Origin of the sequence: Paenibacillus brevis (assembly GCF_018919145.1) — a bacterium.
GTDB lineage: Bacteria > Bacillota > Bacilli > Paenibacillales > Paenibacillaceae > Fontibacillus > Fontibacillus brevis.
On the sequence record NZ_JAHLQJ010000010.1, the window covers coordinates 62,475 to 75,726 of the forward strand.

Genomic DNA, 13,252 nt, shown 5'->3' on the forward strand with positions numbered 1-13,252 from the left:
ATTCAGAGAGGACGGTGTACGGAAAATGAAACCCGAAACAAAGATTCGCACACTCATGGCATTCTTCCTGTACCTGCAAGGGAAGTCAGAAGAAGCCGGGCGCACGAAAATATCTGATTGGGCGAAACGGCAATACAGGAAGTACCGGACGCTGCTGAGCATGATGCGCAAGCCGCTGGTAGATCGGCGGGACGATGTTGATCGGCTGGGGTTAACCTTCAGGTCGCTTCAAGTGCGACAGCAATTGGGCATTACGTTTGAGGAGTATGTCAGACGGGTGAGGGCAGGGGCATGGCTTGCGTAAAGGTTGAGGACGGGATCGCTTATAACGGACTGGGTATGATGCTATACGACCCTGAGTTTCACCCGAATCATGGGGAGCGGTTTACAGAGGATGAGCTTTCATACCTCTGCAAGTTTTACAAGCACGACGGCCGGCGGTCGATGTCCTTTGCACTTGGTAAGACGGAGAGAGTCGTGCAAAACAAGTATTGCGATCTCCTTAAAAAGGGCCTGGTCGATTACTACAAGAGTTTGGACCATTATGTGTAGGACGGCGTGAAGAAAGGAGAGTGAAGACCATGGCGGATATCATGCCGAAGCGGGGCCAGATTTGGTGGGCTGACATGGGATATGGAGAGGGCAGTGAACAGTTTGGCGAGCGGCCTGTACTTATCATCCAGAACAACGTCGGCAACAAGTACAGCCCTACGGTAATTGTCGCAACCATTACGGATGCCAAGAAACGGCCGTTGCCCACTCACGTGCGCATCATGAAGCGGCAGAAGTTGTACAAAGACTCGGTAGTGATGTTGGAACAGGTCCGGACAATTGATAAGTGCAGACTGAGAGGCGCGGTTGCTACTCTCACAGCGGAAGAAATGCGGCAGGTAGATTTAGCCTTGTCAATCAGCGTGGGACTGGTACCAGTGGAGGGAGGTGAACAAGATGCCGGAAGAAATCAAAGCCAAAGTTGAGGCTGTGCTGGAGAAGTTGGATAAACTCAGTGACGACATTAGCGATCGAATCAATGATACTCATGCCATCCTCGAAGCCATGTCTCGTTTTGCACACACGGGGTTGGGTGATTTGATCGGTGATATGGAAGAAATCCGCGACGATCTGGAAGACCTTGAAGAGGCTGAAAATCAGTAGCCTATTTATTTTTTTGCCAAAATCGGGTTTTCGGGCCCAAAAATCAAGCGAAAGCGAGGAAAAGCCATGGATGAACAGACCCTGAAATACATGGGCGAGAGGGTTGATAGGGCTCGGGAGATCAACAAAAAGATTACTGAACTAAGAAACTTCATCAAGTACAGCGAGGGTAAAGACGAGGTTGTGCTTGAAAGTAATGGTCGCGGAAGAGTCGATATTTCCTCCAGAAGATTCGAGAGGCTTTCTGCTAAAGCAAAAGCTGCTGTTCTGAACGAGGTTGAGGAAGAAATCAAGCTGCTCGAGCAAGAGCTTGCTGAAATATAAAAAAGCCGCCCAGTGAGAGAGCGGTCAATAGAAAATAATCCACCATCAATATATCACGGAAAGCGAGGATCAACAATGAAAGAGCTGCTCCAAAAGATTCAGGCATGTACCACAATGCCACAACTTGATTCATTGCGACTCGAATTGGTTCAGGCGGGCAAGGAAAGCGAAGAATCTTTCAGGACCTTGCAGCAAGCATTCATTAAAAAGAAAAACCAGCTACAGCGGGTTCCATTGAAAGACCGCACTTGGTAATTCAAAAAGAAAGCGAGGATAGCAAATGGCGACTGAAATTAAACTCATTTCCTTGACATTCAATCTTTTCAAGGGGTTAACGAATTTCACGTTGGAAGCAGGTGGAGAGGACATTGATGTATATGGCCCGAACGCCGGCGGCAAGACGACCTTGTTTGATGGATTCAACTTCCTCTTGTTTCATAAGGACAGCCAAGATAAGGGGAAACCGGAGAAATGGATTAAAACTCTGGATTCTACTGGGGAGCCGATACACGGGGCTGAACATGAAGTGACTGGGGTTCTTGAGATTGACGGAAAGCGCCGGACTTTAAGGAAAGTGTTCTCAGAGAAATGGACCAAGAAGCGCGGGGCTACCAAGGCCGAATTTACCGGGCACAAAACGGACTATTACATTGACGGTGCCCCTTACAGTGAGGGCGAATATAACGCCGAGATTGCAAAGATCATCTCTGAGGAGACGTTCAAACTTCTGACCAACCCTGCTTATTTTCCAGAGCATCTGGACTGGAAAAAGCGGCGCTCGTTGCTCCTTGAGGTCTGCGGTGACATCACTGACGATGAGGTAATCGCCAGCAATGAAGGCTTGGCAGAGCTTCCATCCTTGATGGAGGATCGAACTTTAGAGCGCCACCGGGACAAAATCAAATCCGACCAGGCAGCGGTCAACAGCAAGCTTAAGGATATACCGGTACGGATTTCGGAAGTCCAGCGCGGGATGCCTGATGTGTCTGGATCTGACGGAGACGCATTGCTGCAGGGGATTAAAACTCTCCGAGGGCAGATTCAAGAAAAGGAAGCAGAACTAACTAGGATTCAAAGCGGGGGAGAAGTTTCTGTAAAGACCAACGCACTTCGGGAAATCGAAGGCGAATTGCTCCAGATTAAGAACAATCTCCAAGCCGCTACCCTTGAGAAATTAAGTACCAAGAGAAGAGCCTTGTCCAAGAAACAAGGTGAAGTTAATGAGATTGAGGATTCAATCAAACGGGCTCAGGGGCAAATAGATCGACTCCGTAATCAAATCAGCCAGAACGAGGCTGAGCGAGCTCGGCTACGGGAAGAGCGAGATAAGGTCAAGGCCATGGAATTTGTATATGACACTTCTGATTCCTGCCCATCCTGCGGACAACCTCTCCCTCCAGAAAAGGTTGAAGAGGCTCGGAATAAGGCAGAACGGCAATTCAACGAAAATAAATCCCGGACACTTGAACAGATTGTGACTCGTGGGAAAACAGAAAAATCGTTGGCCGAACAATGGGAAGCGGAGATTGATCGTATATCGAGCACGATCGATGCAAAGCAAAGCTCCATTCATTCTCTAAACCTTGAAGTCAAAGAATTGGCTGCAATTGTTCAGCAAATGGAAGTTGATGTACCTGAAGCTTCAGCAAATCCGGAATACACGGCCAAACTTGAAGAAAAGGAAGCAATCGAGAGGAATATTCGTGAACTGCGATCCCAATCAGTCAGCGCTCTCGAGAGTGTCCGTTTGGAACTGGCGAAACTCAGAACTGACCTTGAGTCGGAAGAAAAGAAGTATGCCAGCATCGATCAAGTTCAAAAAGGTATGAGGCGAATAGAGGAATTGAAGGCGGAAGAAAGAGGACTTGCCAAACAGTACGAAGAGCTTGAGCGGCAACTTTACCTTACGGAAGAGTTCACTCGAATAAAGGTCCAGATGCTGGAATCAAAAATCAATTCAAAATTCAGAGATGTTCGCTTTCGGTTGTTCGAAACCCAGGTTAATGGAGCCCTGAACGAAACCTGCAAAATTCTGTATGGCCTGAATCTTGTTCCATATGAAGACGGGCTGAACAGGGCGGCACAACTTAATGCTGGACTGGATATTATCAACACGCTTTCGGAGCATTACGGCATTGTTGCTCCAATCTTCATCGATAACGCGGAAGCGGTAACCGACATCGCATACACGGCCGGCCAACAAATTCGATTGATCGTTAGCCGGGAAGATTCGCAGCTTCGAGTATCCAAAAAACAATCCATTGTACAGGAGGAATTATTTTGAGTAATCAAATCTATTCGACTGGCCTAACCAAGGTCAATGATACCTTTCTCCCTATGATAGAAAATCAACTAGTCAGTAACGGTATTAACATGGACCAATATTCGAAGCAGTGCGTTATGAATGCTCTCTCTTCGATTAATGCCGCGCTTGAAGCGAAGGGGATCACGTTCAGCTCTCCAGATCTGGACAAGAACAATGTGACAACGATATTGCTCAACGTAGCAGCCTTGAAGCTTAATGCTGCTGCGAGTCCAAGAGAAGTCTATTTCCAAATTCGCAACGTGAAAGTGAAGAGTGAAGGGAAAGACGTATGGAAAAAGCAAGTTGAGATGGGGATTGAGGGGGATGGGAACGACGCCATTCTTGCCCGGTTTGGTCGCAATGTTGCTCAAGTTAGACCGTACTGGCTTGTTCGTGAAGGCGATGAGTTCGAATATCCAACTTTTAACGGGCTGGAAATGACTCCGCCTAAATGGACCCCAAAGGGCAAGGGAGAAGTTATTCGGGTAGTCTACCCTATCATTTTCACAGATGATAGCATCCAATACTTCATTTCTGAGCGAGAGGATGTCTCGAAGAATCTTGTTGCTCATATCCAAAACAACATGATGAATGAAACGTTCGGGATTCTTCCGAGTGGCAAAACTCGCTACGATGCTAATCCAGAACAGTTGAAAAAGATCGCCGAAAAGAAATCCGAAATTCTTAAAAAAGCTTCAGGTTTAGGTTTGGATGCCTTGGACGATCCGGAATTGCAGCAATGGATTAGCCCGGCCTGGTTTGAATATCACAGCCGAGAGTCTATGATCATCCGGAAAATGCGTAATAACGCAGTCAAGAAGATCCCTAAAGAGTTCAGCAATGCTTTTGTGGAGTTAGTTCATGATCGTGCTTCTGATGGAGAATATTCGTCGGTTCGGGAGGAGATCGCTGAACGTGCAAACAGGGAACCGATTGATATCACTCCCGAGCCTGAGGCTACTCGTACACCAGAAGAGAATCCGACACAGTCCGCTGATCCTGAAAGCAACCAAACAACAGATGTTAAGCGAGATCCTGTGCAGAAGTCGTCGGTTACGGAGAAGACCAAGAAGGGGGAAACACCTCCAGCGGATGATGATTTCTGATGATCGACATCAAGCCATTAGGCTCCAGCAGCGCGGGCAATGCCTATCGAATAACGGATGGTCATACCCCGCTCCTGCTGGAGTGTGGACTACGATTTAAGGACCTACAGCACAGACTTAATTATCAAATATCCAGCATGGCCGGATGCCTCTTAACTCATAACCACCAAGACCATTGCAAGTCCGCTCTGGATATGATGCAATCTGGAGTCGACGTTTACGCCTCAACAGGGACGCTGGCTGCTGCAGGATTGAGCGGGCACCGCGCTATACCAATTCAAGCCCGCAATCAATTCACGGTCGGAACTTGGACGGTGTTGCCCTTCGAGGTTGAACACGATGTCGATGAACCCCTTGGATTCCTTTTAGCTAATAGATCCGGAGAAAAACTACTGTTTGCGACTGATACTTACTACATTCGATATAAATTTTCCGGGCTCACGCATTTGCTGATCGAATGTAATTACAGCGAAGGAGTCGTTGAAAGAAACATCTTGGAAACCAAAGATGAAAATGTTAGACGGGACCTAATCATGCGCCGGAAGCGACTTCGCCGATCCCATTTCAGCTTAGAAAATATGATTGAGTTTTTACGAGAGAGCGACATGAGCCGGGTTAAAGAAATATGGCTGATTCACTTGTCGGATTCGAATAGCGACGCCGAACTATTCAAACGAGAAATTCAAGCCTTAACTGGCTGCCCGGTCTATGTAGCTGACCGCTAATCAAACCTTAGGAGGACTTATCCAATGAAAAATAATAACCGCTTTGCCAATAAGAAAGACGCACTGACCGCATCGATTCAATCAGGCGCTGCTAATGACTTTGCATTATTCAAATCTCGTCGTCAGTTCAAACGGACCGTTTCCGAAAAGAAGGCATACAAGCCCGGCAACATCGGGCCGTCAGTGATCGCCACAGCCATCAAAAACGCATATGGTAGCATCCTCTCTCGCCATGAGCGCAAGCAAATCGCCAAGAGCACAGGCCAGCCGGTTCAAAAATTCTACTCACAAGGGTGACCATCATGAAGAACGGAAAGAACCCCACCCGACGTCAACTGAAGGTATTAGCCAAGCATGTTGCAACACCTTCTGATTGGCTGATAAGTAAGCAAGAGCCCGATCGCTGGCATTTAGTCCATCGATTCAAAGGTGATTATAAACTCATTTTCCTGTAGGAGGTCTTATAAATGTCCAATTATCATTTTCGCAAGCTTTTGAACGAGGTCAACAAAGACCGGCAGCACCGCATCAAGCAGCTGACACACCAGTCACGGTACGGGAACTTGTCCGAGGATGATGCCAAGGCAGTCGCTCAAGCGTTGCTCACGATTGGAGGAGGGGCGTAATGGCAAAGGTGTTGATTCTCAGGGGACGTGCTGGAACTTGGTATGAGCATAGCGTGGCTTCACTGCATGAGTTCTCTCATTTTGAAGATTGCGTCTACATTGTAAAAGTCGGGACTGGGATCGTCGGCTGGGAAGTGCGAGAAGAGGATGGTCTCCTCATCTACACCGAAGCCGAATACAACGAGGTTGTCCAGCAGCGGGATAAGATGATCGACGATCTGGAACGGCACGCGCAGACCATTGTTGATCTGCAAAACGAGAAGTTGAAGATTCGGGAGAAAGTGTTGATTCCGTCAGACGTGGCAGCAGGGATTGAAGACTGCTTTAAAAAGTGGGCTGGTGTGCCGGGATCAGAGAGGCATTTCCTCGATGTAGATCAGTTTAGCGACATTAGCCACGTAGGGTCAATGCTGAAAAGGTTTGCATATAGTCGTCCTATGGATTACATGTCAGCCATAGTCAATGGCTACACCGTCGAGCAATCGCCAGAGGAGCGGCTGAACAACGAGATTGAAGGAATCATTCTCGATTGGCACGAAGCACCAAGCGGGGAAGTGTCTGTGCTTACTAAAAGAATCGTGGATCATCTGAAATCAATACAAACCTGAACGTTGGTGAGGTGGTATGGCGAGCCCCCAGAAGGAAAATGGCTTCACTTCGATCGCTCATGAGATTTTAGATGAGATATGTCGGTACAAGTTCAATGGGGCTCAACTCCGGATTGTTTTGAAGGTTTGGCGTCTGACATACGGCTACAACCGTAAAGATCATGATTTTTCAATATCCTTCCTGTGCGAGTGTACCGGACTGTCAGACCGAACCATCAAAAAAGAAATCAAGTCCCTTCTTGACCTTAATGTACTGATTGAAACGAAGAAAGCCACACGCTCTAATTCGAGAAGGTTGTCATTCAACAAAGATTACGAAAGTTGGATACTCGGCAGAAGTGGTGGTGATGAGGTGCCAGAACAAATGGACCTGTTTGAAGAGCTTGAGGTGAACAGTTCTTCACCTGATTCAAACCCGAATGAGGTGAACTATACTTCCCCTCATCAGGTGAACGATACTTCACCTAATAGCCATTATGAGGTGAACGATAGTTCCCCCATAAATAGATATAAAGATTTAAAGATAAGTATTAAAGATAAATATGCTCTCTTTGAAAAATTCTATGAAATCTATCCAAGGAGAATCAGCAAGAAGAAAGCTGAGGAATCCTGGAAGAGATTATGCAATCAAAAGGACTTCGATCCAATCCGAGCACTTGAGCAAACACAGAACTTCGCAGACACCTGTAAGCTGCTTGAAACGGAAACAAAGTTCATCGCCTACCCAGCCACCTTTTTAAACCAAAAACGATATGAGGATTATTGGATGGTTGACCCTGAAGGTCTGGTAGGGACTAAAACGGCAGAAAAGAAGCGCACGGGCAGCGCACTCGATGAATTATTAAGAAAGGAGATGGATGCCAGTGGAGCGGGCAGGCGTGATAGCACTGATGAGGTACATCTCGGGGGCTTACCGGAATTTTGTGATTGAAGACAGCGAAATGGAGGGGACGATTGGAGTCTGGATGGATATCCTCCAGGACATCCCATTCCAAATCGCATTGGAGCGGACGCGAGACCTTTGCCGAACAAAGATTGAATTTGCACCAACTCCAGCTGAAATCTACCAAGCTTGCCTCGAAAGCCATTCCTTTTATGAACTCCAGCGCATCGAAGAGCAGCAGGAATTACTGGAACTCCAGCAATACAATGAGCAAGCAGTACCCATGCCAGACCATATCCGCGAACGGCTGGAGCGGCGTGTGAAACGGACGGTGAACAACAATGAGTCTTGAGGCAGAACAGGCGTTACTAGGGGCGCTGCTACAAAAACACGATCTCATGGATGACTGTCTTCTGAGTCCGGATGAGTTTGATCCAGATGGACCTAACGGGATGGTTATGAAGGCCCTCAGGTGGGCCCATGAAAACTTGGCAGATAAGCCTGGAGTCAAGAACCCTTTTGACCCACTTGTACTAGCAGAGCATTGGGGGAACAACCTCGCGAAGATCGGCGGTATAACCTATTTGATGCAGTTGCGGAACTCGGTGCCAACTCTCTCTAACTTCGATGAGTACCAGCGGATCATTCAGGCGGCTAACATACAGCGCCGTGCATCAACTGCCCTAAAGGATGCCCTGGCAGCTGGAGAGGTTAACCTAACCTTTGTCAAAGAACAGATGGAGCGGCTGCAGGAATTGCAAAGTCGAGGTACAGCAGACGGATGGGAGTTTGTTGCTGACGTGCTGGATGGTCATCACAGGGAGATCATGGATAGGGGATCCCGAAGCGGTATAACTGGGGCTACGACAGCGAGCAAAGAACTCGATGAAATGGGCAGTGGTCATCAAAGAGGAGACCTCACCATTGTTGCTGCCCGTCCAAGTGTCGGAAAAACTGCCTACATCGTGAATGATTCCAAATCTGCTGCTATGTCCGGATGGACCGTCGGAATGTTCTCGGCAGAGATGAAATCTATCGATGTTGCCGAGCGCTACATTTGCGACCTGAGCGGTATTGATGCCCGTAAGGTACAAAAGGGTAGACTTACGGAAAACGATTGGGACAGCTACAGCAAGGCGCTTGACCTACTCGACCAGCTGCCTATCTACATTGACGACACGCCTGGTATGACCATGGAGTACATCTGGCGACAAACTAAGGCTATGAAAAAGAAACACCCTAACTTGATCATCTATGTGGATTACCTTCAGTTGATCGAGACGGAGAAGAAATTTACTCAGACGACCGACCGGGTCAACCATGTATCCAAGCAGCTCAAGCGACTAGCAAAAACCTTTGATGTGCCTGTGGTTGCAATTAGTTCCGTAGGCCGTAAGTGTGAGGAACGTAATGATAAGCGTCCGATGATGTCAGACCTAAGGGAATCTGGCAATATCGAATTCGATGCCGACGTGGTCATCTTCCTTTATCGGGATGATTACTACTACCCGGATACGCCGTGGAAAGGAATTATCGAGCTGATTGTAGCTAAAGGTCGAAAGATTGGGACCGGCACTATTCAGATGTTCTTCAACCGGAAAAACGGACGCTTCGCTGATCTGACCGAAGAGAACAAGGAGCAACTACGTGAGAAGGTGAGAGACTATGAGCAGCAACGGAAGAGTAATAAGGGACGATGAAGAATACCAGCGGGCAGAAGATGCGAAATTCAAACTGGCGGCAGAATTGGATGATCCACTCAGCCTATCGCCCGAAGAACGAAAGCGGAAGATGGCCATTTATGATCGGACGGTTGCACTAATGCTCAAATATGACCGCGGTCGCCGGGTTCAGAGTTTCCCGGGTCTTCGGGAGCAATATGACCGGCTGGGATGGGAATATCAGGAGTTTGACAAGCAGATTGCAGAGCAAGCACCGCCCAAATCGCCTCCAGCGACTCCCAAACTGCCGCCACCACCAGAACCAAAGCAAGACCTACCAAAACCCAAGCCGAGCGCATCGGCGTGGCTGGATGATTAAGAGAGGAAGGTGTAAAACATGCCATTTTACGATGAAGATTTCTATTGCGAACCCAGCGAGTTCGAGCGGCAGATAGATGAGTTTAAGCAATCCCTCATGAAATCGGTGCGGGATGAATACAAGGCTGAAATGGAACTGCTGCGGAAGGAAAATGAAGAACTCCAAGAATTCAAAAAACGCAAGACGGAGATGGAAGCGGAGCATGTTCGAGCCCTTAGTATAGTTCAATCAGAAAAACGTGACCTTGAAAACAGATTAAAGAGAATGAGGTTGACGGAATTACTGGGTGAAAATTTACTCATCGGTTGGTTTCCGAGCAGTCAGGACAACAAGAAGCCTAAATGCGATAAATGTGATGAGCATCGCCGGATTCATTATAAAACTCCTAGCGGAAGATCGGAACACGAAATGTGCGAATGTTCAAAGTCAGTACGATCTTATAAACCAGAGGAAATAGAATGCTATAAATTCTATCAATCGAAAAACAGTTGGGGAGGAGACTATCCGACCGTATCGCTCTACTACCAGCGCAAAGTTGAACAGGAATATGATTCGTTTGAAGCGCGCAGAGAACCATTTGGCGGCGAACCATTTGAAAAAGTATCGCGTTGGAATGTCGTATTTAATAGTCAAGTAGAATGTCAAAAATACTGCGACTGGCTCACTGCAAAGGAGGCTGAGAAGTCATGAAAATCACCATCCTGAAGCATTGGCTCAACGAAGCCATGCAGCACGTATCCAAGGCGATCAATGGCAAGAACACCCTACCAATCCTATCTGGCATCAAAATGGATGTCACGGCACAAGGCGTCACGCTCACGGCGAGTGACGTTGAAACGACCATTCAGGCGACCATCCCGGCAGCGACAGAGGACGGCGCTCAGATTGTAACCGTGGATGAGCCTGGCAGCGTGGTGCTTCCGGCGAAGCTCTTGGTCGAGATGATTAAAAAGCTCCCTAAAGAGGAGGTCCACATCGAGACTGAGGTCGGATTCGCTGCCCTACTCAAGTCAGGCAAGACCAAAATCAACATGGTCGGGATGGATCCGGAGGAGTTCCCGGCGGTACCGGCGCTCACGGAAGAGCGGTCCTTTACCATCGCCGGCGCAGATATCCGGGACATGATCAAGGAGACGGTCTTCGCGGTATCGACAAGTGAGCAGTCTCCCATCCTCACGGGCGTGCTATGGCAGCTTGAGCCATCCAAGCTCACTCTGCTGGCTACAGACCGTCACCGGCTGGCTCAGACGGCCGCAGAGGTCGGCGACGGGGACAATGCACCTATCAAGTTCGTTGTCTCCGGTAAGATGCTCAACGAGCTCATTAAGGTGATCCCGGATAAAGGTGACGTCGAGATCACAGCCACTCAATCCCAAGTCCTCTTCGAATTCGGGCGTACTCGCCTGTACTGTCGGATACTGGACGGCACTTATCCTGATACATCTAAAATCATACCGACTGCCTTTAAGAGTGAGCTGGTGGTGAGCACGAAGGCGATTAATGCAGCAATTGACCGGGCGTTTCTCTTGGCCCGGGAAGAGAAGACCAACATTGTTCGACTTGAGACAGTTGAGGACAACGCGGTAACGGTCAGTTCAAACTCATCCGGACTTGGATCAGTGAGTGAGCAACTGGAGGCCGAGAGCATCACCGGCGATCCTGTCCGCATCTCCTTCAACTCCAAGTACATGCTGGATGTCCTGAAGGTCATCGACAGCGACCAGATCAACATCGGATTTACTGGACCAATGCAGCCGATCATCATCAAACCTGTTGATGGCAAAGACAGCCTGTACCTGATCCTGCCGTATAGGACGTCGAACTGACATGCGTTTCGTGGGCGTCGACCCGGCGACTACAACCGGGGTGGTTATCCTAGACGCAGACGGAAATCCGATCTTGGAGACGGTGATCAAAGGTAAGGGCAAGAGCGCTCCCGGCGGCATTACTCAGGAGCAAAGGGTGTCACTTGAAAACCAGCTGTACAAGATCCTGCAGCCGGGCGACCAAGTTATGAAGGAGGGTATAGCTAACGGCAGCCAGATGCTCATCACGACAGCAAAAATTCACGGCGGGATAGAGAGCATGATTACTCGAAAGGGACTCGAGTTTGATGAGATTGCTCCCCTCGCAGTTAAAAAGTTTGTGAATGTCGCTAGTTGGGTAGGTGAGCCAGGCAAGAAGGCACTCCTCAAAGGCAAGGACAAGAAGCAGGCGGTAGCTGCTGCGGCACTCGAGCATTTTGGATACCAGCACATCAGCAATGACGTGGTGGACGCCTACATCATTGCCAAGATTGCCGAGGCAGTGTACCAAGTCCGAAACAAGGTGAAGATTCTGGAGGACTTTGACCTGATCTATCAGCGAGAAGTCATATGGTCCATCATCGATCCGGACGGCTACAAAGAGTACGTGAATACGCCAAAACCAAAAACGAGCAAACGCCGGGGGAAGCCTGCGGCGACGGATAGTCATACCCAAAATACAGAACAGACGTGCTTATTTTAGGCGAAAGGAGGGTCTAAATTGGCAGGAAAGCAATATTTGGATGCTGATCACTATGAGAAGAAGTTGGCGAGAGTCATGGAAAGATTAGGAGCCGAAGAGCACAACTTCGATTGGGGCCGGCACGGTGGCTGGGTGGAGTTCCGCTATCGCGAGCAACTATATCGCTTCGATCATTCGGTTGAAAAGGCACGGGCCAAAGGACAAAACATTCGGTACGGCAGCGACGCCTTCGCGCAGATTGTTTTGGCACTGGAAGACTTATCCCGGCTAGTTGAGCGAGGATTATACGACCTTCAAAACTGGATCGAGGGAATGAAGTTCCTTCCACCGCCGCCAACAGTCCCGGATTGCTTTAAAAAAATGGGTTTTGAGCGTATCCCAACCTTGGAAGAAGTGGATAGACGATACCGGCATTTGGCAAAGCGCTGGCACCCAGACTTACTCAAAGATGACGGAACTGCATTTAAGGAGTTGCATCAGACTACAGAGCAGGCCAAGAGGTACCTTCAGGAAGGAGAGGGTGACCATGCCCGAACTCGACTTTGAAACCAAGGACTTGCTGCACCAACTGCAGGAAGATGGGTTTATCACCCGGAGAGAGCGCGAAGTCATTACCAAGCTCTTTACAACTCCATCCCGCAAAGAGGCAGCCAGAAGACTCGGGATTGAGCGCGGCTCGTTTAACCACCTAATTTACAAGTTGGTTACGGACCATGTGCTGATCCGCATCAGAAAAAATGAACTGGTCTTAAACAGTGACCCATCGTCGATCAAGCGAAATGCATCTTACGTGCTACCTCCTCCGGAAGAGGTCCCGTTGGTCATGTCGGACGCCGAACGCAAGTGGATGATTGAGAACTACGACAGCACCAATCGGACGCAGGCGGCGAAGGCGTTGAAGCGCAGCAAGTATGACATTAACCGGATGGCGCTGGCATTGAAGCTGGACCGGAAGAATTGAGGGGGAAGAGA

At 48.6% G+C, this 13,252-nt stretch carries 22 protein-coding genes; all 22 read left to right on the forward strand.

Features of this window, described 5'->3' with window-relative positions; all coding sequences use genetic code 11:
• Positions 1-25: 25 nt before the first annotated feature.
• The 22 genes from KQJ23_RS12680 (at position 26) to KQJ23_RS12780 (ending at position 13,241) form a co-directional block, all read left to right on the forward strand.
• A complete protein-coding gene (locus KQJ23_RS12680; protein ID WP_216479255.1) occupies positions 26-304 on the forward strand; it encodes a hypothetical protein in 279 nt (92 codons plus the stop codon).
• Positions 292-552 carry a DNA-entry nuclease gene (locus tag KQJ23_RS12685; RefSeq protein ID WP_216479256.1) on the forward strand — a complete coding sequence of 87 codons (261 nt, stop codon included), beginning with the start codon at positions 292-294 and terminating at the stop codon, positions 550-552. Before KQJ23_RS12680 ends, KQJ23_RS12685 begins: the two co-directional genes overlap by 13 nt.
• Before the next feature lie 41 nt (positions 553-593).
• Positions 594-977 carry a type II toxin-antitoxin system PemK/MazF family toxin gene (locus tag KQJ23_RS12690; protein WP_249529729.1) on the forward strand — a complete coding sequence of 128 codons (384 nt, stop codon included), beginning with the start codon at positions 594-596 and terminating at the stop codon, positions 975-977.
• Complete coding sequence (locus KQJ23_RS12695) at positions 949-1,155, forward strand: hypothetical protein (protein ID WP_216479257.1); 207 nt, start codon at positions 949-951, stop codon at positions 1,153-1,155. Before KQJ23_RS12690 ends, KQJ23_RS12695 begins: the two co-directional genes overlap by 29 nt.
• A 66-nt stretch (positions 1,156-1,221) precedes the next feature.
• Positions 1,222-1,479, forward strand: coding sequence for a hypothetical protein (locus tag KQJ23_RS12700; RefSeq protein WP_216479258.1), 258 nt, complete (start codon positions 1,222-1,224; stop codon positions 1,477-1,479).
• A 75-nt stretch (positions 1,480-1,554) separates the two neighbouring features.
• Positions 1,555-1,734, forward strand: coding sequence for a hypothetical protein (locus KQJ23_RS12705; protein ID WP_216479259.1), 180 nt, complete (start codon positions 1,555-1,557; stop codon positions 1,732-1,734).
• Positions 1,735-1,759: 25 nt separating this feature from the next.
• Positions 1,760-3,763 (forward strand): hypothetical protein, encoded by a 2,004-nt coding sequence (locus tag KQJ23_RS12710; protein WP_216479260.1) that lies wholly within the window; start codon positions 1,760-1,762, stop codon positions 3,761-3,763.
• Positions 3,760-4,890: a hypothetical protein gene (locus KQJ23_RS12715; RefSeq protein ID WP_216479261.1), complete on the forward strand. Its 1,131-nt coding sequence runs from the start codon at positions 3,760-3,762 to the stop codon at positions 4,888-4,890. The genes KQJ23_RS12710 and KQJ23_RS12715 overlap by 4 nt, the downstream gene beginning before the upstream one ends.
• Positions 4,890-5,615, forward strand: a complete 726-nt coding sequence (locus tag KQJ23_RS12720; RefSeq protein ID WP_216479262.1) for an MBL fold metallo-hydrolase — start codon at positions 4,890-4,892, stop codon at positions 5,613-5,615. The genes KQJ23_RS12715 and KQJ23_RS12720 overlap by 1 nt, the downstream gene beginning before the upstream one ends.
• 24 nt (positions 5,616-5,639) lie before the next feature.
• Positions 5,640-5,912, forward strand: a complete 273-nt coding sequence (locus tag KQJ23_RS12725; RefSeq protein ID WP_216479263.1) for a hypothetical protein — start codon at positions 5,640-5,642, stop codon at positions 5,910-5,912.
• A gap of 5 nt (positions 5,913-5,917) precedes the next feature.
• Positions 5,918-6,070: a DUF6906 family protein gene (locus tag KQJ23_RS24185; protein WP_212944385.1), complete on the forward strand. Its 153-nt coding sequence runs from the start codon at positions 5,918-5,920 to the stop codon at positions 6,068-6,070.
• Positions 6,071-6,082: 12 nt separating this feature from the next.
• On the forward strand, positions 6,083-6,241 hold the full coding sequence (locus KQJ23_RS12730; protein WP_216479264.1) for a capsule biosynthesis GfcC family protein: 159 nt from the start codon (positions 6,083-6,085) through the stop codon (positions 6,239-6,241).
• Positions 6,241-6,849, forward strand: coding sequence for a hypothetical protein (locus tag KQJ23_RS12735; protein ID WP_216479265.1), 609 nt, complete (start codon positions 6,241-6,243; stop codon positions 6,847-6,849). The genes KQJ23_RS12730 and KQJ23_RS12735 overlap by 1 nt, the downstream gene beginning before the upstream one ends.
• A gap of 16 nt (positions 6,850-6,865) precedes the next feature.
• A complete protein-coding gene (locus tag KQJ23_RS12740) occupies positions 6,866-7,780 on the forward strand; it encodes a replication protein (RefSeq protein ID WP_216479266.1) in 915 nt (304 codons plus the stop codon).
• Positions 7,740-8,084, forward strand: a complete 345-nt coding sequence (locus KQJ23_RS12745) for a replicative helicase loader/inhibitor (RefSeq protein WP_216479267.1) — start codon at positions 7,740-7,742, stop codon at positions 8,082-8,084. The genes KQJ23_RS12740 and KQJ23_RS12745 overlap by 41 nt, the downstream gene beginning before the upstream one ends.
• Before the next feature lie 46 nt (positions 8,085-8,130).
• Entirely contained in the window at positions 8,131-9,432 is a 1,302-nt protein-coding gene (locus KQJ23_RS12750; RefSeq protein ID WP_249529730.1) for a replicative DNA helicase, read from the forward strand.
• Entirely contained in the window at positions 9,398-9,772 is a 375-nt protein-coding gene (locus KQJ23_RS12755; protein ID WP_216479269.1) for a hypothetical protein, read from the forward strand. The genes KQJ23_RS12750 and KQJ23_RS12755 overlap by 35 nt, the downstream gene beginning before the upstream one ends.
• Before the next feature lie 18 nt (positions 9,773-9,790).
• Positions 9,791-10,462, forward strand: coding sequence for a hypothetical protein (locus KQJ23_RS12760; protein ID WP_216479270.1), 672 nt, complete (start codon positions 9,791-9,793; stop codon positions 10,460-10,462).
• A complete protein-coding gene (gene dnaN / locus KQJ23_RS12765) occupies positions 10,459-11,598 on the forward strand; it encodes a DNA polymerase III subunit beta (RefSeq protein ID WP_216479271.1) in 1,140 nt (379 codons plus the stop codon). Before KQJ23_RS12760 ends, dnaN begins: the two co-directional genes overlap by 4 nt.
• A 1-nt stretch (position 11,599) precedes the next feature.
• Positions 11,600-12,280 carry a hypothetical protein gene (locus tag KQJ23_RS12770; RefSeq protein WP_216479272.1) on the forward strand — a complete coding sequence of 227 codons (681 nt, stop codon included), beginning with the start codon at positions 11,600-11,602 and terminating at the stop codon, positions 12,278-12,280.
• 18 nt (positions 12,281-12,298) lie between these two features.
• The gene (locus KQJ23_RS12775; protein WP_216479273.1) at positions 12,299-12,826 is read left to right on the forward strand and encodes a hypothetical protein; all 528 of its coding nucleotides are present in this window, start codon (positions 12,299-12,301) and stop codon (positions 12,824-12,826) included.
• A complete protein-coding gene (locus KQJ23_RS12780; RefSeq protein ID WP_216479274.1) occupies positions 12,807-13,241 on the forward strand; it encodes a hypothetical protein in 435 nt (144 codons plus the stop codon). The genes KQJ23_RS12775 and KQJ23_RS12780 overlap by 20 nt, the downstream gene beginning before the upstream one ends.
• Positions 13,242-13,252: the final 11 nt, after the last annotated feature.

Coding starts and splice junctions, on each gene's coding strand:
- KQJ23_RS12680 (WP_216479255.1), top strand. CDS start 26: ATGAAACCCGAAACAAAGATTCGCACACTCATGGCATTCTTCCTGTAC.
- KQJ23_RS12685 (WP_216479256.1), top strand. CDS start 292: ATGGCTTGCGTAAAGGTTGAGGACGGGATCGCTTATAACGGACTGGGT.
- KQJ23_RS12690 (WP_249529729.1), top strand. CDS start 594: ATGCCGAAGCGGGGCCAGATTTGGTGGGCTGACATGGGATATGGAGAG.
- KQJ23_RS12695 (WP_216479257.1), top strand. CDS start 949: ATGCCGGAAGAAATCAAAGCCAAAGTTGAGGCTGTGCTGGAGAAGTTG.
- KQJ23_RS12700 (WP_216479258.1), top strand. CDS start 1,222: ATGGATGAACAGACCCTGAAATACATGGGCGAGAGGGTTGATAGGGCT.
- KQJ23_RS12705 (WP_216479259.1), top strand. CDS start 1,555: ATGAAAGAGCTGCTCCAAAAGATTCAGGCATGTACCACAATGCCACAA.
- KQJ23_RS12710 (WP_216479260.1), top strand. CDS start 1,760: ATGGCGACTGAAATTAAACTCATTTCCTTGACATTCAATCTTTTCAAG.
- KQJ23_RS12720 (WP_216479262.1), top strand. CDS start 4,890: ATGATCGACATCAAGCCATTAGGCTCCAGCAGCGCGGGCAATGCCTAT.
- KQJ23_RS12725 (WP_216479263.1), top strand. CDS start 5,640: ATGAAAAATAATAACCGCTTTGCCAATAAGAAAGACGCACTGACCGCA.
- KQJ23_RS24185 (WP_212944385.1), top strand. CDS start 5,918: ATGAAGAACGGAAAGAACCCCACCCGACGTCAACTGAAGGTATTAGCC.
- KQJ23_RS12730 (WP_216479264.1), top strand. CDS start 6,083: ATGTCCAATTATCATTTTCGCAAGCTTTTGAACGAGGTCAACAAAGAC.
- KQJ23_RS12735 (WP_216479265.1), top strand. CDS start 6,241: ATGGCAAAGGTGTTGATTCTCAGGGGACGTGCTGGAACTTGGTATGAG.
- KQJ23_RS12740 (WP_216479266.1), top strand. CDS start 6,866: ATGGCGAGCCCCCAGAAGGAAAATGGCTTCACTTCGATCGCTCATGAG.
- KQJ23_RS12745 (WP_216479267.1), top strand. CDS start 7,740: ATGAGGTACATCTCGGGGGCTTACCGGAATTTTGTGATTGAAGACAGC.
- KQJ23_RS12750 (WP_249529730.1), top strand. CDS start 8,131: ATGGATGACTGTCTTCTGAGTCCGGATGAGTTTGATCCAGATGGACCT.
- KQJ23_RS12755 (WP_216479269.1), top strand. CDS start 9,398: ATGAGCAGCAACGGAAGAGTAATAAGGGACGATGAAGAATACCAGCGG.
- KQJ23_RS12760 (WP_216479270.1), top strand. CDS start 9,791: ATGCCATTTTACGATGAAGATTTCTATTGCGAACCCAGCGAGTTCGAG.
- dnaN (WP_216479271.1), top strand. CDS start 10,459: ATGAAAATCACCATCCTGAAGCATTGGCTCAACGAAGCCATGCAGCAC.
- KQJ23_RS12770 (WP_216479272.1), top strand. CDS start 11,600: ATGCGTTTCGTGGGCGTCGACCCGGCGACTACAACCGGGGTGGTTATC.
- KQJ23_RS12780 (WP_216479274.1), top strand. CDS start 12,807: ATGCCCGAACTCGACTTTGAAACCAAGGACTTGCTGCACCAACTGCAG.